At 60.2% G+C, this 21,194-nt stretch carries 17 protein-coding genes; 4 read left to right on the forward strand and 13 right to left on the reverse strand.

Annotated features, from left to right (window positions below; translation table 11 throughout):
• Positions 1-39: 39 nt before the first annotated feature.
• Positions 40-1,281, reverse strand: coding sequence for an MFS transporter (locus AN476_RS06170; RefSeq protein WP_054460108.1), 1,242 nt, complete (start codon positions 1,279-1,281; stop codon positions 40-42).
• Positions 1,282-1,383: 102 nt separating this feature from the next.
• A complete protein-coding gene (locus AN476_RS06175) occupies positions 1,384-2,277 on the reverse strand; it encodes a DUF6161 domain-containing protein (protein ID WP_054460109.1) in 894 nt (297 codons plus the stop codon).
• Between the two features lie 169 nt (positions 2,278-2,446).
• Here AN476_RS06175 and zapE point away from each other — a divergent pair, with 169 nt between their 5' ends.
• Complete coding sequence (gene zapE / locus AN476_RS06180) at positions 2,447-3,520, forward strand: cell division protein ZapE (protein WP_054460110.1); 1,074 nt, start codon at positions 2,447-2,449, stop codon at positions 3,518-3,520.
• A gap of 170 nt (positions 3,521-3,690) precedes the next feature.
• Here zapE and AN476_RS06185 read toward each other — a convergent pair whose 3' ends face one another.
• The 4 genes from AN476_RS06185 to AN476_RS06200 all read right to left on the reverse strand — a co-directional run bounded on the left by AN476_RS06185 (position 3,691) and on the right by AN476_RS06200 (position 10,190).
• A complete protein-coding gene (locus AN476_RS06185; protein ID WP_054460111.1) occupies positions 3,691-4,965 on the reverse strand; it encodes a folylpolyglutamate synthase/dihydrofolate synthase family protein in 1,275 nt (424 codons plus the stop codon).
• A gap of 91 nt (positions 4,966-5,056) precedes the next feature.
• Positions 5,057-6,001: an acetyl-CoA carboxylase, carboxyltransferase subunit beta gene (gene accD / locus AN476_RS06190; RefSeq protein ID WP_054460112.1), complete on the reverse strand. Its 945-nt coding sequence runs from the start codon at positions 5,999-6,001 to the stop codon at positions 5,057-5,059.
• Positions 6,002-6,075: 74 nt separating this feature from the next.
• A complete protein-coding gene (locus tag AN476_RS06195; RefSeq protein WP_054460113.1) occupies positions 6,076-6,966 on the reverse strand; it encodes a CPBP family intramembrane glutamic endopeptidase in 891 nt (296 codons plus the stop codon).
• 32 nt (positions 6,967-6,998) lie between these two features.
• Positions 6,999-10,190: an ABC transporter transmembrane domain-containing protein gene (locus AN476_RS06200; RefSeq protein WP_083464254.1), complete on the reverse strand. Its 3,192-nt coding sequence runs from the start codon at positions 10,188-10,190 to the stop codon at positions 6,999-7,001.
• 391 nt (positions 10,191-10,581) lie between these two features.
• Here AN476_RS06200 and AN476_RS06205 point away from each other — a divergent pair, with 391 nt between their 5' ends.
• The 3 genes from AN476_RS06205 to AN476_RS06215 all read left to right on the forward strand — a co-directional run bounded on the left by AN476_RS06205 (position 10,582) and on the right by AN476_RS06215 (position 12,658).
• Positions 10,582-11,406, forward strand: coding sequence for a hypothetical protein (locus AN476_RS06205; protein WP_157063688.1), 825 nt, complete (start codon positions 10,582-10,584; stop codon positions 11,404-11,406).
• A 99-nt stretch (positions 11,407-11,505) separates the two neighbouring features.
• A complete protein-coding gene (locus AN476_RS06210) occupies positions 11,506-12,267 on the forward strand; it encodes a DUF6478 family protein (RefSeq protein ID WP_054460115.1) in 762 nt (253 codons plus the stop codon).
• Positions 12,268-12,277: 10 nt separating this feature from the next.
• Positions 12,278-12,658, forward strand: a complete 381-nt coding sequence (locus AN476_RS06215; RefSeq protein ID WP_054460116.1) for a hypothetical protein — start codon at positions 12,278-12,280, stop codon at positions 12,656-12,658.
• Positions 12,659-12,687: 29 nt separating this feature from the next.
• On the opposite strand, the gene AN476_RS06220 is transcribed toward AN476_RS06215, so the two are convergent.
• From AN476_RS06220 to AN476_RS06250, 7 genes are all read right to left on the reverse strand, one after another.
• Positions 12,688-13,434, reverse strand: coding sequence for an isocitrate lyase/phosphoenolpyruvate mutase family protein (locus AN476_RS06220; protein WP_054460117.1), 747 nt, complete (start codon positions 13,432-13,434; stop codon positions 12,688-12,690).
• The gene (locus tag AN476_RS06225) at positions 13,431-14,495 is read right to left on the reverse strand and encodes a bifunctional transcriptional activator/DNA repair enzyme AdaA (RefSeq protein WP_054460118.1); all 1,065 of its coding nucleotides are present in this window, start codon (positions 14,493-14,495) and stop codon (positions 13,431-13,433) included. The genes AN476_RS06220 and AN476_RS06225 overlap by 4 nt, the downstream gene beginning before the upstream one ends.
• Positions 14,496-14,585: 90 nt before the next feature.
• Positions 14,586-15,668 (reverse strand): ribosome small subunit-dependent GTPase A, encoded by a 1,083-nt coding sequence (gene rsgA / locus AN476_RS06230; protein WP_054460119.1) that lies wholly within the window; start codon positions 15,666-15,668, stop codon positions 14,586-14,588.
• A gap of 202 nt (positions 15,669-15,870) precedes the next feature.
• Entirely contained in the window at positions 15,871-17,211 is a 1,341-nt protein-coding gene (locus tag AN476_RS06235; protein ID WP_054460120.1) for a S41 family peptidase, read from the reverse strand.
• A gap of 7 nt (positions 17,212-17,218) precedes the next feature.
• Complete coding sequence (locus AN476_RS06240) at positions 17,219-18,367, reverse strand: murein hydrolase activator EnvC (protein ID WP_054460121.1); 1,149 nt, start codon at positions 18,365-18,367, stop codon at positions 17,219-17,221.
• A 27-nt stretch (positions 18,368-18,394) separates the two neighbouring features.
• Entirely contained in the window at positions 18,395-19,912 is a 1,518-nt protein-coding gene (gene gpmI, locus AN476_RS06245) for a 2,3-bisphosphoglycerate-independent phosphoglycerate mutase (protein ID WP_054460122.1), read from the reverse strand.
• Positions 19,913-20,257: 345 nt separating this feature from the next.
• The gene (locus tag AN476_RS06250) at positions 20,258-21,187 is read right to left on the reverse strand and encodes an ABC transporter ATP-binding protein (protein WP_054460200.1); all 930 of its coding nucleotides are present in this window, start codon (positions 21,185-21,187) and stop codon (positions 20,258-20,260) included.
• Between the last annotated feature and the right edge of the window lie 7 nt (positions 21,188-21,194).

Genomic DNA, 21,194 nt, shown 5'->3' on the forward strand with positions numbered 1-21,194 from the left:
GTCGCCTTGTCTCAGGCGACCCCAAAGCATTGCCTGCAATCAGGCGACCACGGCTTGTGCGGCTTTCTCGCGCACCGGCAGATGCACCACGGCGCTAAAGGCCCCGACCGCGACGCCGATCCACCAAACAAAGGTGTAGTCGCCGTAGACATCATACATCCGACCACCAAGCCAGACGCCCAGGAATCCGCCCAGCTGGTGGCTGAAGAAGACAATCCCATAGAGCGTGCCCATGTAGCGCAGCCCGTAAAGATGCGCGATCAGGCCAGAGGTGAGCGGCACCGTAGCCAGCCAAAGCGAGCCCATGACCACCGAGAAGATAATCACGCTCATCGGGGTGATCGGCAGCAGGATAAACACCGCCGCCACCACCGTGCGCGCCGTGTAGATCCCTGCCAGCAAGTATTTCTTGCTGTAGCGATTGCCCAACCACCCGGCAAAGAGCGTGCCGCCCACATTGGCGGCACCAATCAGGGCAATCGACACCGCCCCCAGCGCCGAGGTGGTAGTGATCCCGATGCTGTGCAGCGCCCCGCCCGGCAGGATCGGCCCACACATCTCGGTGACAAAGGCGGGGAAATGCGCAGTGATAAAGGCCAGCTGATAGCCACAAGAAAAGAAGCCGAGGAAGATCAGCGTAAAAGACGGATCCTTAAAGGCCTGTTTCAGGACCGTGCCGATGCTGGCCTCAAGCTCAGCTTTGCTGGCCGCCTGTGGGGCACGCATCAGGGGTAATGTCAGGACCAAGGCCAGTACCACACCGGCAAAGACCATGAAGACCGTTTGCCAGGACATCATTGACAGCAGGAACTCCGCCGTTGGCGCGCCAATGATCTGGCCCGCAGATCCAGCGGCGGTCACGATTGCCAAAGACATTGAGCGGTTCGCATCGGAACTGGCCCGCCCCACGACCGCGAGCACCACGCCAAAGCCGGTACCGGCAATGCCAAAGCCCACCAGCCACTCATAGGCCTGCATCTCAAATGGCGTGGTTGCCCCAGCGCTGAGCACCAGGCCGGCGGCATAGGTGATGGCACCAAGGATGATCGCCTTGCGGTCGCCTAGCTTTTCCGCCAGCGCGCCAAAGATCGGCTGGCCAATCCCCCAGGCCAGATTCTGGATGGCGATGGCCAGCGAAAACTCGGCCCGCAGCCAGCCAAATTCCTCGGCGATGGGGATCTGAAACACCCCAAAGGAGGCCCGCACCGCAAAGCTAGCCATGATGATGACGCAGCCGACAATCAAGACCGGCGTAAAAAGGGGCGTATGAGTACGTGGCATGAGGCTTCTCCAGTTCAGCCCGGCAAAGCTAGAGAAATCCAGCCAAGCGTCAAATCAAAGATACTGCTTGCTCAGTTAAGGAAAATTGATGTGAGAGGGCATCTAGCCTCGCATGAGGAATTTTGACAAAGCCGCCGCGACAGAAGGATCCAGGCCTCCTTCTTCACGTACAGTTCCGTCACTGGAAGGGCGAAACAATGCCGCATACACCAAAGCCCGTTGTTCTCTGGCTTCTTCAGAAACATCCCCCTCGCGCACGAGCCCGAGATAAGACTCGGCGAAGGCTTTTCTTTCACGTGCATCAAGCGCCAAGTGTCTCTCTGCTAGGAACAGCTTCATTTGCAGACGCGCAAACCACAACAATAGCGTCAGAATGGTCAAAGTACCGGTGGCAATAAGAGCCCCTCTAAGGCTAATGCCGTCGCAATTTACCTGATTTTCTGGATCGCATCCAAAAGGAGCGAGCAACTGCTCAACAAGAACAATTTCAGTAGCAAGGAAATAGACCAGCGCTGCAACCAAGGCAGTTGTCAAAAGAACTCCAAACATGAACAGGGCAAAATTTATCCATTTAGAGACTGTATGCTCGGATTGTTTTTGCGTCCAAAGCTCAACTGGTTTGGTTATGGCTTGTTTTTCAAAAAACGCTGCTTGTGCGGCATCTAGCCCTTTGTCAAATTCCTCTAGAATTTCGGATTTTGACTGTACCAGACTCTTTTGATGTTGCAGGAGTGTCTCTTCCAAATTCCCTTGGGCGACTTTGATCTCGCCCTGTAGAAACTCCCTCTTCTCAACTCCTTCGGAGATTCGCACATATATCTCTTGAGCTTTCTGTGTCTCTGCCTTCGCCTCCGACACGGAGAGCTCCAATTCGGCCACTTCCGGTAGGATCTCTTCCACAAGAAACCGCAGGGTATCTTCTTTGGTTCCGCTGCTTTCAGAAAGAATTTCGAGCTTTCTTCGCAATTCGCTCTTCAATTTTGGAATTTTGGCCATCAAAAATCTTCCTATTGAGAAACTCGCGTTGGGCGAAGCCCAATCTGACTTGCGATGCGCCTACTGATCCCTAAAGCGGTATCAACAGCCCAAAATTGTTTCAACTCCGATAAAACCACTCTAAACACTCGGACTTCCCATCGCCAGGCCTTCGCGGTAAGCCTAGCCCATGACCGATCTCAGCACGCTTTATGCCCAAAAGATTGCCAATGGCGATCTGCGCCCCGACCCTGCACAAGAGGCGGTCCTGCCGCAGTTTGACCGTATCTCCGAAGGGCTGCGGGCCGAGCCGGTGAAACGCGGGCTGTTTCGCCGCGCCAGCCCAGCCCCGGCACCAAAGGGTCTGTATCTTTGGGGCGGAGTTGGTCGCGGCAAATCTATGTTGATGGATCTCTTTGTCGATAGCCTTGGTGATATCCCGTCTCGGCGTGTGCATTTCCATGCCTTCATGCAGGAAATCCACGCCAAGATGCATGCCGCCCGCCAAGAGGGGGTGCAGGATGCCTTGGCGCCAGTGGCGCAGGAAGTGGCGGCTTCCGTCCGGGTCCTGGCCTTTGACGAGATGCAGATCTCTGACATCACCGATGCGATGATTGTTGGCCGTTTGTTTGAGGCCCTTTTTGAGGCAGATGTCTGTGTTGTCACCACCTCCAACCGGCTGCCGGATGAGCTTTATAAAAACGGGCTGAACCGGCAGCTCTTTTTGCCCTTTATCGCTCTCATCAAGAACAAGATGGAGGTCTGGGAGATGGTCAGCCCGGTGGACTATCGTCAGGACCGCCTGAAAGGCAGCGAAGTCTATTTCAGCCCTGCGGATGCGGCGGCGCGGCAGGCGCTGCAATCGATCTGGCAGGATCTGTCCGGCGGCGATGCCCAGCCCCTAACGCTGGAGGTGAAGGGGCGCGAAGTGGTTCTGCCAGCCTTTCGCAATGGTGTCGCTCGCGCAACGTTTTTTGATCTCTGCGGCAAGATGCTGGGGCCTGGCGATTACCTGGCGATTGCTGAGGAGGTGAAGGTCCTGGTGCTGGAGGGAATTCCCCGGCTTAGCCGCAACAACTTCAACGAGGCCAAGCGCTTTGTTACTCTGATTGATGCGCTCTATGAAGCAAGGGTCCGGCTGATCTGTACGGCGGCCGCAGAGCCTGAGTTGCTTTATGTCGAGGGCGATGGGGCGTTTGAGTTTGAACGCACCGCCAGCCGCCTGCGAGAGATGCAGGATCAGGACTGGGGGCAGGCGGAGTAAGGGGGCTTTGCCCCCTCGCGCCAAGGGCGCTCACCCCCAGGATATTTGCGGCCAAATGAAAGCGAGACCGCGCCGCGTCAGCGGCGCCGGGCCCAAGGGGCGAGGATCATTCTGCAAGAATGGTTCAAGACAGGCGGGAGCTCTAGCCTGCCAGATCAGATCAGATCAGATCAGCCGTTTTCGCGCAGGATATGGCCAGCAAGGTAAAGTGAGCCACAAATCAACACACGCGCGTCGGGATCTTTTTTCACGATATCCTGTAGCGCCTCTGCAGTGTTGTCGGCGGTTCCTGCTGCAAGCCCAACAGATTGAGCTGCGGCCTGGGTTGCGGCGGCAGGCAGGGTGTTGACCTCATCCGGAATCGAGATTGCCGTGAGGCTTGCAGCCTGTCGAGCCAAAGGCGCCAAATAGCCGGTCACATCCTTGGTATTGAGCATACCGCAGATCAGATGCGTAGGTCGTTTGGGCAGGCCGGCCAGGACCTCCTCCAACGCAAGCCCCGCCGCCGCATTGTGGCCACCGTCCAACCAAAGCTCGGCCTGCCCCGCCAGACCGACCAGTGGGCCCCGCTTCAGCCGTTGCATCCGGGCGGGCCATTCCGCCTGGGTCATGGCCGCCTCAAAGGCCGCCTCATCTGCGCCAAGATGGCGCAGCACGGCCAGGGCCGCGCCGGCGTTTTGCACCTGATGTGCCCCCAGGAGCGCGGGCAGGGGCAGATCCAGCAATCCGCGCTCATCCTGATAGACCAAGCGGCCCCGCTCCAGGCTGACATGCCAGTGTTGGCCATAGGCAATCACGGGCGCTCCCAGGCGGGCGGCGGTGGCCTCGATGACCTCCAGTGCCTCTTCCGGCTGGGGACCGACGACGACCGGCACGCCCCGTTTGATGATCCCGGCCTTTTCAGTCGCGATCTTACTCAGGGTGTCGCCGAGGAATTGCTCATGATCGATGGAGATCGGGGTGATCACCGTCACCTCGGGCTTGGCAATCACATTGGTGGCATCCAGCCGCCCGCCCAGGCCCACTTCCAACAGAGTGAAATCCGCCGCAGTGCGGGCAAAGGCCAAGAGACCGGCCACGGTGGTGATTTCAAAATAGGTGATGCTCTCGCCGCCATTGGTGGCGTAGCATTCATCGAGGATCTCGGTGAGATGCGCCTCTGAGATCAGCTCTCCGCCCAGCCGGATACGCTCGTGGAATCGGGCCAGATGGGGCGAGGTATAGGCATGTACGGATTTACCCCAGCCTTCAAGACCGGCGCGGATCATTGCCTGGGTCGAACCCTTGCCATTGGTGCCCGCGATATGGATCACCGGAGGCAGCTTGTCCTGTGGGTCGTCCAGCCGTTTCAGCAGGTGCCAGACCCGGTCGAGGGTCAGATCAATGATCTTGGGGTGCAGCGCCAGCATACGGGCGAGGATGGCGTCGGACGTCTGGGCAGTCATGGCAGGCTCTCTCTGGCGCAACAGGAGGAAGGGGCAAACGACAAACGGCCCACCCTGATCAGGCGGGCCGCTTGGCTAGACTTTATCAGTTTCAGCTCTCGGAGGCAGTGGTTTCTGCGGCATCCACAGTTTTATTCGCGGCCTCTGCACCCGCAACCGGCGCTGGCAGCTCGCCCACCACCTGCGGGGACAGCCCCATCAGCATGCGGATGATGGTGATCAGCTCATTGCGCATTTCTGTGCGCGGGATCACTCGATCCAGCATGCCGTGATCCAGCAGGTATTCGGCGCGCTGGAAACCTTCGGGGAGCTTTTCGCGGATGGTCTGTTCGATCACCCGGGGGCCGGCAAAGCAGATCAGCGCATTGGGTTCGGAAATATGCACATCCCCCAGCATCGCGTAAGAGGCCGTCACACCACCGGTGGTGGGATGGGTCAGCACGACGATATAGGGCAGGTTGGCCTCTTTCAGCATCTGCACCGCCACGGTGGTCCGGGGCATCTGCATCAGCGACAGGATGCCTTCTTGCATGCGGGCGCCACCAGCTGCCGAGAACAGCACCAACGGGCGGCCCAGTTTTACAGCCTCTTCGGCGGCAGCAACAATCGCATTGCCGACATACATCCCCATGGAGCCGCCCATAAAGGAGAAATCCTGCGCTGCGGCCACAATTGGAGTGCGGCCGATCTCGCCGGCCGCCACCAGCATGGCTTCTTTTTCGTCGGTCTTTTTCTGCGCCGCCTTCATGCGGTCAGGGTATTTTTTCTGGTCCCGGAACTTCAGCGGATCGGCAATGGGCTCGGGCACAGTGACTTCGGTGAAGACACCGCCATCAAACAGCGCCGCAAACCGGTCACGCGGCGTGATATGCATGTGATGGCCACAATTGGTGCAGACATTCTGATTGTCGCTCAACTCGCGGTGAAACAGCATGGTGCCGCATTCGCTACACTTCTGCCAGAGGTTCTCGGGCACTTCGCGGCGCGAAAACAGCGAATTGATCGTTGGGCGGACGTAGTTGGTGATCCAGTTCATAACATGCCTCTGTCAGAGCCGTTTGGCGGCGGCCAGTTTGGACACCAGATAAGCTGCCTTGCATCGAATTGCAATCAGCGGCGTATCGCCAGCCGTGCCGCCAGCCACAGAACCAGCATGGTCGCACAATCCACTATCAGCCAGGGGCGCATTGCAGCGACATCCGACATCTCATAGGGCAGCAGGTAAAGCGCCAAACCATGTAGGCTGCTGGGGGAGCCGAAGATTAGTAAGGCCACGAAGTTATTGGCAAAATGCACTGCTATGGCTGGTCCCATCGTGCCTGCTCGCGCCGTAAGATCTGCCATCAAGAGGCCAAAACCCATAGCCCAGAGGCAGATCAGCAGGGCATTGTCTCCGGCGACCTGTGGCATGTAATGAGCCGCGCCAAACAGGGCCGCCGGCAGCCCAAGCCAGATCAATGGGCTTTGGAATCGCGCCGCCAGACCCTGCTGCAGGTAGCCGCGAAACACCAGTTCTTCGGCGCTGACTTGCACCAGCACAGCCAGCAGTGACAGCGGCAGTAGGCCAAGCCAGACAGGCCAGCTCAGATTTGCAACCAGCGGAACGCCAAAATCATAGGGCGGCAAAAGGAACAGGGTCGCAAAAACCGCAAGTCCCGCCAGGCCACACAGAATGAACTGCTGCAGCATCAGCCCCGGTCGGCCAATCAGGCTGAGCAGGCTTCTGTTCTGTAGCAGACGCGCGGCCAGCGCCACCCCAAGGGTGAGAAAACCAAATGTCGCCAGCAGAATCAGCAAGGCAAGCGGCGTGCGCCCCTGTTCCAGCGCAATCAGCCACTCCAGAGAAGTAATGCGCAAGAGCCCCAAAAAGGTCACCAGGTTGAGCCCATAGCTGACCAAGACAATCACCCCGAGCCCCAGCAACAAGCGCCAAACCTCTGGTCTGGATCGGCCAGGTGCAACCAGGGCCTCATGCGCTGGGTAAACGGGGTCTTGGCTCATCTGGGGCGTCCTCTTGAGACTGTTCCGCGGTGTCATTCTCCGGCAGGCAGTTGCGGAGGTGAACTGCCCCTGGCCTCCTCAGCGGAGGCTTCCACCTCGCCCGAGAACCCCATGACTGGCAAGCCCTCTTGTCGAACCTTGGTTGCCAGGGCCACCAAATGCCCTGAAACGGTTTCCAGCAGCTGCGTCGCCACACCGGCATCGCTTTCAATCACCGCGCGGTATTCTTCGGCGCCGATGCGCAGGAACAGGCAGGGTTCAGCGGCCCGTAGATCCATTTCGCGCGGCTGGCGCAGAATCACTGCCAGATCGCCGATCAGGCGGCCAGGCTCGATAACCGCCACCGGAACCGTTCCGGCGGGCGTATCCGGCCAGAGCAAATCAGCCCGTCCCTCCAAACACAGGTAGACCGCGTCGCCGCTTTCACCGTGGGCAAAGACCAAATCCCCTTGGTCGACCCGATGCCATTGCGCGGAAAAAGCCAGAAGACGCTGATTGCGCCCATCCAGCTGCGCAAACAGGCTAGCCTGGCCAATGACATCCAGTTTCTGCTGGAAATCTGTGGCAACCAGACCCTCGGATCGCGGCGTTTGACGGCGTTCAACCCCGTCAAATCGCCCGTTGATCTGGCCATCACGAATTTCAACAAAGAGATCATAGCGTTCCGGGTGGCGAAACTCATCCTCCAAAAAAATCATCGTGGTTGCCGGCATCAAGCTGCGAAGCCGGTCGCGGGTGCGCAACCGGCTGTCGGAATCGTGGCTGGCCAGGGCCCGGTCCAAAATCAGAATATCAGGGCGTTTGATCGCCGCACGGGTAAAGGCCGCACGTTCCTGAAACACCGGATCCAGCAGCGATCCCCCCAGCCCCGTGGGCAGATCATACAGGATCAACGCCAGACGCTTTTGCAGGCCATGGGCAATCACGATCTCGCTCACCAGGTCTTCGACCTGACGCGCCTTGTCCCCGGCATGGCGCGACACCTTGCCAAACAGCAGGTTCTCCATCACCGAAAGACGGGCCACATAGGCGCTAGGCTGCAAGGCGGTAAACAGCCCCCCTGACCGCTCCCTCAGCGCTGCGCCGCTACTGGCGCGGATCTTCAGAATGCGCGCCTTAAAAGGGCTGGGAAAACCAGGACCGATTTGCTCGGCCGACAGCAGAAACGGAATGGTCATCAAGGCCGCCCGCGATCTCTCGCTCAACCCCTGGCCTGGCTCGGTCGAACCAGACCGCCCCTGAGCCGCAGCCTCCATCCCGTTTTCCAAAGCCGTAAATTCTTCGGCGGCGCTGCACAGGCGCCAATATAGCTCTTCATCCAGGCCCAGACGTTGAAACAACGGATGATCCAGATCCTCACGGCCAAAGGTCTGGATCAGGGTCTTGGCCACCCCCAAGCCGATGCCCAGCGTCTCCTCGGCCAGCTTCTGATCACGGATCACCTGATAAAACAGCGTCCCCGGTGCCAGCAGCTCTTCGGGGGCAATGTTTCGCGTCGGCGCGGCAAAGAGCATATTGCCCGCGAGGGGCACAGCGGGATTAAAGGCTTCGGGGTCAAAATGGTGAACCACCCCGTCCAAGCCAGCCTCCGTCAGGCGCTGCCTGATCAGCGGCCGCAGTTGCACGATCTGTCGCTCCAACAACGGATAGCTGCCCTGTGGCAATTGGGCCTGCAGGGTTCGGCGGAACAGCTGCTGGTCCACCCCCATGGCCTCGATCAGCTGAAACCACCAATCCCGCATGTCATCCTCGGACCCCAGCCCGGCCAGCTCCGGATTGACCCAATCGGCCTCCAGCGGGTCGGGGCTATTGCCGGCACGGATCGACTCGGCCATTTGGCGCTCGGTCTCGGCAGAGGGGCGCGGCAGGCTGGGAGTGCTGCGCAGGGGCATCAACACATTGTCGCCCAGGGAGCCCGAAAACAGATAGGGGTGCGAATGCGCATAGCCAATCCGCGCGGCAAGCACCCCCTGATGCAGCGCCTCCAGCCGATGCCCGGCCAGGGTAATCGACCCCCGCGTCGGCAGAACTTCACGGGTCAGAAGCTGGGCAAAGGCTGCCCGTTCCGCGTCACTGTTGCTTTTGACCGCCACCCGTGCGCCCTTGGGGATTGTCAGGGACAGGTTTTCCAGCACCATATTGCCCTCGCCGTCGCGCAGAGAGACGTTGCGAAAGATCACATCGCCCCGCAGGTGCGGCAGGCGCTCGGGGGTGCCTTCGATCAAGGCCGCGTCGATCATGTCCTTAGGCGCGAAACGCTCTGTCATGATCACCCAGCGCAGCCCCATATCCTGCACCTGATTGTAATAGGTCAGAAGCTCCTTCCAGGGCGCGGACAGGTCCTTGTGCGCCGCCAACCCAGCGACCAGAGCCCCCACGGTGATCTCGCCACGGATCGCCAAGACCCCGCCTGCGGAATAGAACACAAAGGGCGTCAAATGGCCGATCAGGTTGTTGAGGAATTTCATGAAGTATTTTTTGTTGTAGATCCGACGGCGAATTTCGAACAGGCGCCCCAGCCGGTCCGAGATCTGCGCCAGCCGAAATCGCCAGCCACCATTGCCCCGCAGATCTGAAATCCCGGCAGCGGTCTCGCCAATTTCGGCGGCCAGGGCGCGCACTTCCTGGATACGGTCCTTGTTCAAGAGGTTGATCTGGCGTTGCAGCAGCGGGATCAGCCAGGCCTGCAAAGGGATTAGCGCGATGGCGACCAGACCAAACCAGACACTCTGCATGAACAAGAAAGCAACGATGGTCAGCATCTGGCCCGCCTGAAACACCGGCTGCGCCAGGGCATCCCCCATCAAGCCGCCCATCGGCTCGCTTTCCGAGGTGATCATCGAAACCAGCTCCCCCTGGCTGGTGGTGCGAAAATAGGGTTTAGGAAAGCGGATCATTCGGCGGATCAGGCTGTAGCGCAGCCGCCGCAACAGCCGCTCTGCCGTCACCCCCTTGGCGGTATTGAGCCGCATCTTCAGCACCCCGGCGATGACCACCGAAGCCAGAAACCCGCAACACAGCAGCAGCAGATAGGCCACCTGGCTCATCTCCTGACCCCAGACCTGTACTACAGATTCGGGCGCCCCAATGGCATCGTTGATGATCTGCTTGGGCAGTTCCAACGAGGCATAGAGGAAAGGAAAAATGAGCAAGGTCAGTGCCAATAGGCCCAGCTGCTGGCGCTTTGAGTAGCGCCAGATAAACGAAAACAGCGTCTGCGGCATATCCGGTCCTTGTTGCAAAAAAGCTGCATGGCAGAGTCTTGCGCATGACACCGGCTTGCCGCCCAGGGCGGAAATTGGGTCACTATGTCAAAACTTGGCAACCCTATGCCCCAAATCCAGAAAATCAAAGGTGATCTAGGTCACGCTACTTTAGGGTTGTCCTCACAAAGTCGTGAATTTATTGCGCGCCCAAACCAACAGACCCCGCCTACGGGGCAAAAGAGGCTGACCAGGCCTGGTCAGAATGCCAACAGAGATGAATTCCAGCACTGCGAGTCGGCCCCAAAGGCGGGACCAAGCCAACGTTTCCACTGCCAATGGATGCCGTGATCGCCAGAAGCCGGGCGCAAAGGCCGCCGGGCGTCTCGGCAAAAGAGCCGCCCTGCTCGCCTTGGCATGTACGCTTACCGCCTGCTCACCCCTGTCGGAGACCGGGTTTTCCTTTCCGACCCGCGGCGAACAGATCGGGGGTAGCCCCCGCCTGACAGCTCCGGCCAAGACCCGAACGCAGGCCAGCTTTGCCCAGGGCAGGGTCACGCTGGTTGCCCCTTCGGGGCATTGTATCGACACCACCATGCTGCGTCAGGAGACGGAGGGGGGCTTTGCCCTGCTGCCGCGTTGCAACCTGTTGAATGGCGCCCAACTGTTTGGCCGCAACCGCGCTGCGGTGATCACCGCAACCATCGGCCCGGCGCGGGGCTCTGAGACGCCTTCGACAACGGATCTGGCCCGCACTGCCGCAGGCGCCAAACTGCTTTATTATGACGACAAGGGTCCGCTGCCTCTGGTCCGGCTGCATTGGCCTGGCCATAGCGCCATGGGCGGGTCAGGCGCCAGCGACGAACAGTGGCGCGGGGCCTTTGTGGTCAATGGCCATCTGGTTGTTCTGGCGCTATATGCCCCCGAAGGCAGCGATCTGCTGGGCCCTGCCGGCGCGCGGCTGTTGACCGACATGACGCGCCGCAGTCAAAAGGCCAGCCAGAGGGCCGCACCAGGCCCCGAGGTTCTATCGGCGCGGGAGGAAACGACGCCTGAAATGGTTCCCAGCTCTGCCCCCGCGCGCCTCCGCCCCAAAGCCCGTCCTGGCACAGAGCCCCGACAGTCAAATGCCGATCCGGGAGGTTCCTCAGATACACCGGCGCAAAAACTCTCGCTGGGCAAACGGATTAGCGGTTTATTTCAGAGCAATCGCCCAGCTAGATTGACAACAGAGTAAAGAAGGCCGAAGGCTCGCCCAACCAGGCAGCCAGACCTGCTGAAGACAAGACACCCAAGGCAGAAGCCGAGGGGGCAATACAAAGGTGCAGAACGCAAAATGGGCGGTTTTCTCAGCAAGCTGTTTCATCGGCGCACGTTGCGGCGTTGGAAACAGGTGGCGGCGCAGGCGGCAAAAGTGCCGCTGCCACAGCTGCGCCAACAGCGGAACCAGGCTCAGGCGCTGCGCGGTCAGTTAGACCGGATGATCCATATCGCCGAGGGGCGGCTGGCTTTGCCGCAAATTGGATCCTCCTTCTTCCCACGCCCCCATGGCACCGATTGGTCCTGGCGCCCAGAACTGTGGCGCGGCCCGATGCCAACGCCTGGCCTCTCTTCGGTGCCTTCAAAATCCAAACTTGGCGAAGAAATCAGCCTGTTTCACGATTGCAGCATCTCGGAACTAACCCTGCGCCAACTGCGCAACAGCCGCGAAGAAGATCTCGCGCCCTTTGGGCTGCGCATGGATGTGTTCAATTTTGACGGCTCTTTCCTGTCGCTGGTGGTGGATCTGCCAACCGATGCCTGCACTGGGTTGTCTCGTCATCATTTGATGCGCATCGACAGCATTATCGAGACCGAAAAGCCGATCGAAATCTTTGCCCGTCTCAACATCCGCCACGGACCAAATACCGAACAGCTGGTGCGGGAATTGCCCCTGGGGGAAAAGAACGTCACCGTCGAATTCGATCTCGCCTATTCCGATCTGAACGAAAAGCGCATTGAGCGTATCTGGCTCGACCTCATCTTTGAGGCGCCTGACATGAATCAGGTGGTTCTGCGCGATCTGACCTTTGCGCGTCACCGCCGCGCCAATATCTGAGGCCAAAACAATGAGCGACCTGACCGTCACCAAGATCCGTTTTCGCAATGGCACCTGGGAAGGGGTGATTCAGAACGCCAAAGACAATGGGCTGCCGCCGGAAATCAAGGTGCTCTATCAAGATCAGCCCCTGGGCGAAATTTCAATCACCGAAGGCAATGCCGCAAACGAGTGGAACCTGCATATCACCATCCCCACAGAGGCGATTTGCGACGGGGTGCAGACCTTTGTCATCACCGAAGGCAGCAGTGCGGGGCAAAAGCTGGAAAGCTTTTCGCTGATTGCCGGGGAGGCCGCCGTTGATGATATGCGCGCCGAGATCGAGCTGCTGCGCGCCGAGCTGGACATGCTGAAACGGGCCTTTCGCCGTCACTGCCTGGAAACCAGCTGACCCAGGCCTCCCCTGTTTTCGGACCCTGATCACGCCAGGGCGGCAAAAGCCTCACCCAGCTGTTTCATCGCCTTGGCATAGGGCCCCGGTCCATAGCTGGCCCGCGCCACCCCGGCTTGGGCCATGGCAGATAGCGACATGCCACCTAGCATCATCACATTGACCGGCAGCGCCGCCGCCGCTGTGATCCCGGCGATCAGCGTTGCATCTGTCAGACCCGGCACAAAAAACCCACTGGCCCCGGCCTTGGCATAGGCCTCTGCCCGCTCCAGCGCTTGATCAACCAAACCTGCGTGTTTCTCTGTATCGGTCTCCTTCAGGAACAGATCCGTGCGGGCATTGATAAAGTAGTCGGCATTGGCCGCGCGCATAGCGGCGATCCGCCCAGCCTGCTCTGCAACCGAATAAAGCCCCGTGCCGCCAATGATCTGATCCTCAAAATTCACTCCCACAGCCCCGGTATCCACCAGTTTGCGGGCGTTCTGGGTCAAACTCTCGGCTGCCTGGGCAAAGCCGCCTTCAAAATCCACTGTCAGCGGCAGGTCGCATGTCGCGGTGATCCGGGTGACGATCTGCAACAACAGATCCAGCGGAATATCCTCTCCGTCGCCATAGCCCTGTGCCGCCGCAACGGACCAGCTGCCTGTGGCCAAAGCCTGAGCACCGGCCTTGGCTATCGCCGTGGCGCTGCCGGCATCCCAGATATTATAGAGCACCAAGGGGGTGCCGGGGTTATGCAGCGCGGCAAAAGCGCGAGCGCGCTCGGAATAGGTCATGCAGTCAGCCTTTCTGTGTAGCTGGTTTCAATCTCGATCAGGCGTTGCTTGCGCCACAGCCCGCCACCATATCCGGTGAGGCTGCCATCCGCCGACAGCACCCTATGGCAGGGCACCACCACGGCAAGTTGATTGCTGCCATTGGCCCGGGCCACGGCGCGGGTGGCCGAGGGGCGTCCCAGCTCCCGCGCGATCTGCGAATAGCTGCGGGTCTCGCCCGCCGGGATCTGCAGCAGGTAGCGCCAGACTTCGCGTTCAAAATCCGTGCCATGCAGCGCCAGGGCGGTATCAAAGTGTGCCTGTGTGCCGTTGAAATAGGCCGCAAGCTCGGTCGCGATCTGCTGCGTTGGTTCTGGCCGACCAAAGCCGATGCCGCCAGGCTGCGCCTTTTGCAGCCGCTGCATCTCGCGGGGCAGGGCCTTGCGATCGGCAAACTCCAACAAATGCAATTGGTGCTGACAGCTGATGGCAATCATTGCCCCCAGTGGCGTATCGATCCAATCCGCCAAGAGCAGTGCATCCCTGCGAAAGCTTCCCGGCGCCACGCCGACCAGCCGGGCAAAGGCGGCCCGAAAGGCCGAGGGGCTGTCAAAGCCCGCATCAATCTGCGCCGCAATCACCGGCTCCCCGGCAGAGAGGGCGGTAAAGCCTTCGCGAAGGCGGCGTTGCCGCGCCATCTCGAGGAAGGTCATGCCAAAATGCCTCTTGAAGGCGCGGCGCACCGTGGAAGGGTCATAGCCCAGCGCCACCAGATCGCCCTCGCGCCAGCGATGGGTCGGGCGTGCCTCGAGCGCGTCAATCAGCGGCTGAACCATCGGGTCATCGCCAGCGGCGGCCTTGAGAGGCTTGCAGCGTTTGCAGGCACGAAATCCCGCTTCGATACATTCTCCGGGCGTGGCAAAGAACTGACAGTTTTCGAACTTGGGATTACGCGCCGGGCAGCTGAGGCGGCAAAATATACCGGTGGAAGAGACGCCAACATAGGCGCGTCCCTCATAGCTGGCATCACGAGCACAAAGGGCGGCATAGAGCGTCTGGGAATCAGGCAGGTCAAACATCATGACCCAACATTACCCATTCCCAGACCGCCGCGTCGCCGGTTTCCGGGCGTTAATGTGAAAAATCACCGATCACGCTTCTGTGTCCCAAAGCTACCGCCGGGTCTTGCGGTAGCGTTTTTGCGCGGGGCGGCTGGTCTTGTGCTGCACCTTGTCACTGCCCTTGCGCTCTGACAGCGAAGCCGTGTTGTACCGCTCTTCCTCGGTCAACTTGTTCCAGCGCTCAAACCGCGCCTGGGTGATCTCGCCGCGCGCCAGGGCCGCGGTCAACGCACAGCCTGGTTCGCTTTCATGTTTGCAATTGCGGAATTTGCACTGGGTGGCGAGCTCCGTCAGATCGTCAAACAGATCCGCAATACCGCTTTCGGCCTCGGCCATCTGCAATTCACGCATCCCCGGCGTATCCATCACCGCGCAGCCATTGGGCAAAAACCGCATATGCCGATGACGAGTGGTATGTCGGCCGCGGGCATCGTCTTCGCGAATTTCTGCCGTTTCTGCCGTATCTTTACCAAAGAGCGCATTGACCAGCGTTGATTTCCCGACCCCGGAAGACCCCAGAAACACCAGCGTCTCGCCGGGTTTGCACCAGGGTGCGAGCTGCGCCTTGGCGCTGTCACTTTTGGCATTGAGCAAAACCACCGGCACCCGGTCCGAGATGGCTTCGGCCTGCTCCACATAGGGAGTCGGGTCCTCGCAGAGATCCAGTTTGGTCAACAGGACAACCGGCGCAACACCAGCTTCAAAGGCCAAGGCAAGATAGCGCTCCAACCGGGCCAGATTAAAGTCTGGGTTGCAGGAGCTGACGATAAAGCTGGTGTCGGTATTGGCCGCGATCAGTTGCAGGCTGCGGTCATGTCCAGGTGCGCGGCGTTTGAACAGGCTCTTGCGCTCCAGCACCCGACTGGAGGTGGGCAGCACCCGGTTCAACAGTATCCAGTCGCCCACCGTGGCGGCCAGCTTTGGCGGCACCAGTTCGTCGATGCCATCGCCCTGCACCCGCAACCCGCTGCGATGCGCCTCAACAACCCGCGCCGGTGGGGTTTCTTCCAAATCGACCCCAACCACCTGATCAGCAAAGAAATCCTGCCAGCCGAGCTTTTCCAGCGCTGTCAGGTCAGATCCGCCCTGATCGGTCTTGCTCGGCTGCGCTTGGGGGTCATCCCGTCGTATCATAAAAGATCTGCTTTCTTGCGGCGCCCAAACGGCCCTGGTTGCAGGCTAAGGATCACATTTTGCCCGACAGCTAAAGCCCCCTTGCACATGTTCAGGACAGCTACACAGCCGCGCGACAAAAAGGGACCGCCCCCGAAGGCGCGGTCCCGATAGCTCATGGCTGGAAAAATCAGGGAGTCCGCCCCCGATGCTCCCCCATAGATTATTGCTTTGGCCCCAGAGCAACGAGACCTTTGAGGATGTCGATGGCATAGGCCAGCTGATAGTCCTGCGCACGCAGTTCAGCTGCTTTTTCCGCCCGTTCTCGATCCTCTTTGATCTGGCGGATTTCATCCTCGGTCAGGCTGTCATTATTGAGGCTCCCCCGCAGATCCGCCTCGGTGCGGGTGCGGCGGGCTGCGCTTTCCTCTGCGGCCTCTTCGGTCTCGGGGGTGCGGCGGGGCTGTTCCACCACAATGTCAGGCGAGACGCCCAGCGCCTGGATTGAGCGACCCGATGGTGTGTAATAGCGCGCCGTGGTCAGGCGCATCGCACCATTGCCGCGCAGTGGCATCACGGTCTGAACCGAACCTTTACCAAAGCTTTTGGTGCCAACGACGATGGCACGGCGGTGATCCTGCAGCGCACCGGCCACAATTTCAGAAGCCGAGGCCGAGCCGCCATTGATCAGCACCACGATGGGCTTGCCCTGGGACAAATCACCAGGCACCGCGTTAAAGCGCTCACCGTCTTCAGGGTTGCGGCCCCGGGTCGAGACAATCTCGCCGCTATCAAGGAAACTGTCGGCCACGCTGATCGCTTCGGTCAGCAAGCCACCAGGGTTGTTGCGCAGATCCAGCACGATGCCCGTCACCTTGTCGATACCACCGGCCGCTTCGATCTGCTCTTTCAGACCCGCTTCCAGATTGGGGGTAGTTTGACGGTTGAAGGTGGTGATCCGCAGCACCACGGTTTCGCCCTCGGTCCGGGCGCGCACGGCGGTCAGCTTGATGGTGTCGCGGATGATTGAGACGTCAAAGGGCTCTCCCTCGCCTTCGCGCACCACGGTGATCACAATTTCCGATCCCACCGGACCGCGCATCAGATCAACCGCTTCGTCGAGACCAAGGCCCAACACGCTTTCGCCATCCACATGGGTGATGAAATCGCCCGCTTCCATGCCGGCCTCATCCGCCGGGGTGCCATCAATGGGGGAGACAACTTTGACAAAGCCCTCTTCCTGGGTCACTTCGATGCCCAGTCCGCCGAATTCACCGCGCGTCTGCACCTGCATGCTGGCCGCATCATCGGGCTTCAGATAGCTGGAATGCGGATCAAGCGAGGACAGCATGCCGCCAATGGCCGCCTCGATCAGCTCTTTTTCGTCGACCTCTTCGACATATTGCGCGCGGATGCGCTCAAAAATGTCACCAAACAGGTCCAGCTGTTCATAGACCGTGGCTTCGCGGTCCGTTTCCTGTGCCAGCAGAGGGCCGGCCACATAGGTCGTTGCAACGATTCCGGCCAGCGTGCCGCCGATCGCCGCCATGGCAAATTTTCTCATGAAACCTTCATCCACCTTTTCCGATGCGGAACCATGTTTCAGGATCCACCGGGCTGTTGTCCATTCTGACTTCTATATAGAGCGTTTCTGTCCGGTCAGTTCCACCCCCTTCACCGCTTAGTGACAAAATGGCACCAGCCTGTGGGGCACTGCCGCCCATCAGGCCCACCGGCGTGCCTGCGGGGATGACCTGACCGGCAGAGCCGTAAACCTCTGCAAGTCCTGACAGAATAAAAAGCGTATCGGGCTGCGGTTCAAGGATCACCACATTGCCAAGATCCAAAAGCGGGCCCCGGTAGCGGATTGTCGCCGCCGTGGGTGAGATCACCAAGGCGCGTGGACGCGCAGCAATCAGCAGGCCGGGGCGGGTAATGCCTGCGGCATCGCGCTTGTTGAAGGCCCGCAGCAGCAGGCCCTCCACTGGGAGGTCGATCTCGCCTCGCTGGGCGCTGACATCCACCGTGAGCGGCACGATTTCTTCTGGCCCACCAGCGATTTCTGCCAGACCGCTGGCAAATCCTGACAGTGTTTCCGTGGACGAAATCAGGATCGCGGTGCGCACCGGGTTTTCGGTGAAACGCCGCGGCAGATCGGTTCGGTCCGAAATCGCCGTCGACAGCGCAGTGCGCGCCTGCTGTACGCCAGTCAGTCCCTTTTCCAGCGTGTCCGCGGCGCTTTGCTGCAACAGGCGCAGGGTCTGCACCTCGTCCAGATCCCGGCGCAGGGCCTCCGCGCGGGCGTAGAGCCCCGGCGTCACCTCTGCCACCATCATAGCCGAACGCGCCGCCCCCAGGGGCCCCGAAGGATGCAGCATCAGAACTGGCGGCGCTGATGTTTCAATGGTTTGCAGAATGCCCAGAAGCTCGGCCACTTCGTCTTCGCGAGATTGCAACTGAGCCAGCAGCTGCGATTCGCGTCGCGCCACTCGCCGCAGGCCTTCACGCATCGCGCCCAGCCCGGCCTCATAGGCGCGCACCGTGCCGGTCAGCGCCTTGACGCGGTCCCGCGCGCTTTCGGCCGCTTCCAAAGCCACAGTTGCCGCCTCCAACTGATCCGCTGCCGCCTGCGCTGCCTCGGCAGGCGCCTGCTGCCCCTGCAGCGGCGCGGCAAAGCTGATCGTCAGAAAAAGAAGCAGCCCGGCGGCGCGTTTTATCATATGGTTCAGGTCTTTTTGGTCTGGGTCTCAGGTCAAAAGGCTCTCACCGGTCATCTCATCCGGCTTGGGCAGATCCATAAGCTCTAACAGGGTGGGGGCAAGATCGGCAAGACGGCCATTGCGTAGCCCAGCGCCTTTGGGTCCGCCCACCAGTGCCAATGGCACCAGGTTGGTGGTATGGGCGGTATGCGCCCCGCCGGTTTCGGGATCCAGCATGACTTCGCAATTGCCGTGATCCGCTGTCACCAGCATGGCGCCGCCGGCCTTTTCAAGCGCCGCAACAACCTGGGCCAGCCCCTGATCCACTGCCTCGCAGGCCTTGATCGCCGCCTGAATATCACCGGTATGGCCCACCATATCGGGATTGGCGTAATTGGTCACAATCAGATCATAGCCTGCCTCAATCGCCGCAACAAACCTTTCGGTCACTTCCGGCGCGCTCATCTCAGGCTGCAGATCATAGGTCGCCACTTTAGGCGATTTGGGCATGGCACGGTCTTCGCCCTGTTCCGGCTCTTCCTTGCCACCATTCAGAAAGAAGGTCACATGGGGATATTTCTCGGTCTCCGCCAAGCGGAACTGGCGTTTGCCCTGTTTGGCAACCCATTCGCCTAGGGTATTGACCAGTTCGGCCTTGGGATAGGCGGTTGTCATATATTCATTATGGGCCTTGGAATAATCCACCATCCCCAAGAGTGCTGCCAGTTTGGGGCGCGCGCCAGTGTCAAACTCGGCAAAGCCCGGCTCGCCTATGGCGCGCAGGATTTCGCGGGCACGATCTGCCCGGAAGTTCAAACAAAAGAATCCGTCCCCCTCTTTGACACCCTCATAGCCGCGCAGCACACTCGCCCCGATGAACTCATCCGTTTCCGACTGGTTGTAGGCATGTGTGACAGCATCATGGGCATCCGCAACCGAGCGCCCCTCGCCCTTGATCATCGCGCCGTAGGCCTCGCCAACCCGCTCCCAGCGATTGTCGCGGTCCATGGCAAAATAACGCCCGGTGACGGTTGCGATCCTGGCGCCTCGGGGCAGGCCTTCTTTCAGCTGTTCAAAATAGCCATAGGCGGATTTTGGTGCCACATCGCGCCCATCGGTGATGGCATGCAGCCAGACCGGCACGCCGGCCTCGGTGATGGCCCGGATCGCGGCCAGGATATGGTTAACATGGCCATGCACGCCCCCATCCGACACCAGCCCCATCAGATGCGCCGCACCGCCGGTCGCTTTCAGTTTGGCAATAAAATCCAGAAGCGCAGCATTCTGGGCGAAAGAGCCTTCCTCGATCGCCAGATCAATCTGGCCCAGATCCATTGCCACCACACGGCCGGCACCAATATTGGTATGACCCACTTCGGAATTGCCCATCTGACCGCTGGGCAGCCCGACATCCGGCCCATGGGTGATCAACCGCGCCTGCGGACCCGCCGCCATCAGCGCATCAAAAGTCGGGGTCTGCGCCAAATAGGGCGCATTGGCCGCCCCGGGTGCCGCACTGCCCCAACCATCAAGAATGCAAAGTACGACGGGTTTCGGCGTGGACATGTCAAAGCTCCAAGGCAAGGGCGGATGAAAAAGATTTCTCTGCCTTTTAGCCGCTTGCCCCGCCGGGGTGAACCGGCAACCTGTCACAGATGGCGTTATCAGTTGTTGCCGCCCTGCCTGACGCGGCAACAGCGGCGCGCGACGCGCCGGATCTGATCCCAGCAGCTTGGACAGGCCCCGCGCTTCACCCTCTGGGTTCTGCGACGTCAGCAAATGTCGCCCCCCTGTCAGGGGGCGCAGCGAGCGCGAAACTTCCCCTCTGAGCAAGCTCGCAGCCGGAGCAAGCTGCGGGCCAGGAACCCCAGGTGCGCAGCCCCTACAAAGGGCATGCCTCCCCAAAAGACCTCACCCTGATTTTGTCAGCGATAAAAAGACATCCTCCAGATCAGCCTCGGCGGTTTTAACATCGCGGATGGAAATCCCAGCACTATGTACAGCGGCCAGCACCTCTTCGGCACTGGTCTTATTGCCGTGATACCGCAATAAGACCGCGCCATCGTCGCGCATCTCGGCTGAGATGCCAGCCCCCTGTGGCAGCCTCGCAACCGGGCTGGCGGGATGGACCACCATGGATTTGGCATCCAGCCGTCCCAGCAGATTGGCAGTGCTGTCGCGCGCCACCACCTCTCCCTGGTCGATGATGGCGATCTCATCACACATCTCCTCGGCCTCTTCCAGATAATGAGTGGTCAGGATGATGGTCATGCCCTGCCGGTTCAGCTTGCGAATATTGGCCCAGAGCATCTGCCGCAGCTCGATATCGACCCCGGCGGTGGGTTCGTCCAGCACCAGAATATGAGGGTGATGCACCAGCGCCTTGCCCAGCAAGAGCCGTCGCCGCATGCCCCCCGACAGGGTACGAGCATAGGCATGGGCCTTATCCGTTAGCCCGACCATTCCCAGGATCTCATCACTGCGACGATCTGCCTTTGGCACACCATATAGGCCCGCCTGCACCTCCAGCGCGCCGCGCGGAGTAAAAAACGGATCCAGATTCAGCTCCTGCGGCATCACGCCGATGGCGGCGCGGCTTTGGCGCGGGTTGGCGTCCTGATCAAAGCCCCAGATCGTTACCCGACCAGATGTCTTGCGCACCAAACCCGCCATGATGTTGATCATGGTGGATTTGCCAGCGCCATTTGGCCCCAGAAGCCCAAATACCGAGCCCCGCGGGATGGTGAGGTCAATGCCCTTCAGCGCGTGTTTTTCGGGCTGCCCCTTGGCGCCTTTGTAGGTTTTGCGCAAGCTTTCGATACGGATTGCATCATCTCTCACAGCAGTA

The organism is Phaeobacter sp. 11ANDIMAR09, from assembly GCF_001294455.1.
Lineage (GTDB): Bacteria > Pseudomonadota > Alphaproteobacteria > Rhodobacterales > Rhodobacteraceae > Pseudophaeobacter.

Coding starts and splice junctions, on each gene's coding strand:
- AN476_RS06225 (WP_054460118.1), bottom strand. CDS start 14,495: ATGATGTTTGACCTGCCTGATTCCCAGACGCTCTATGCCGCCCTTTGT.
- gpmI (WP_054460122.1), bottom strand. CDS start 19,912: ATGTCCACGCCGAAACCCGTCGTACTTTGCATTCTTGATGGTTGGGGC.
- zapE (WP_054460110.1), top strand. CDS start 2,447: ATGACCGATCTCAGCACGCTTTATGCCCAAAAGATTGCCAATGGCGAT.
- AN476_RS06185 (WP_054460111.1), bottom strand. CDS start 4,965: ATGACTGCCCAGACGTCCGACGCCATCCTCGCCCGTATGCTGGCGCTG.
- AN476_RS06195 (WP_054460113.1), bottom strand. CDS start 6,966: ATGAGCCAAGACCCCGTTTACCCAGCGCATGAGGCCCTGGTTGCACCT.
- AN476_RS06220 (WP_054460117.1), bottom strand. CDS start 13,434: ATGACCTATTCCGAGCGCGCTCGCGCTTTTGCCGCGCTGCATAACCCC.
- AN476_RS06235 (WP_054460120.1), bottom strand. CDS start 17,211: ATGAGAAAATTTGCCATGGCGGCGATCGGCGGCACGCTGGCCGGAATC.
- accD (WP_054460112.1), bottom strand. CDS start 6,001: ATGAACTGGATCACCAACTACGTCCGCCCAACGATCAATTCGCTGTTT.
- rsgA (WP_054460119.1), bottom strand. CDS start 15,668: ATGATACGACGGGATGACCCCCAAGCGCAGCCGAGCAAGACCGATCAG.
- AN476_RS06210 (WP_054460115.1), top strand. CDS start 11,506: ATGGGCGGTTTTCTCAGCAAGCTGTTTCATCGGCGCACGTTGCGGCGT.
- AN476_RS06240 (WP_054460121.1), bottom strand. CDS start 18,367: ATGATAAAACGCGCCGCCGGGCTGCTTCTTTTTCTGACGATCAGCTTT.
- AN476_RS06170 (WP_054460108.1), bottom strand. CDS start 1,281: ATGCCACGTACTCATACGCCCCTTTTTACGCCGGTCTTGATTGTCGGC.
- AN476_RS06215 (WP_054460116.1), top strand. CDS start 12,278: ATGAGCGACCTGACCGTCACCAAGATCCGTTTTCGCAATGGCACCTGG.
- AN476_RS06175 (WP_054460109.1), bottom strand. CDS start 2,277: ATGGCCAAAATTCCAAAATTGAAGAGCGAATTGCGAAGAAAGCTCGAA.
- AN476_RS06200 (WP_083464254.1), bottom strand. CDS start 10,190: ATGCCGCAGACGCTGTTTTCGTTTATCTGGCGCTACTCAAAGCGCCAG.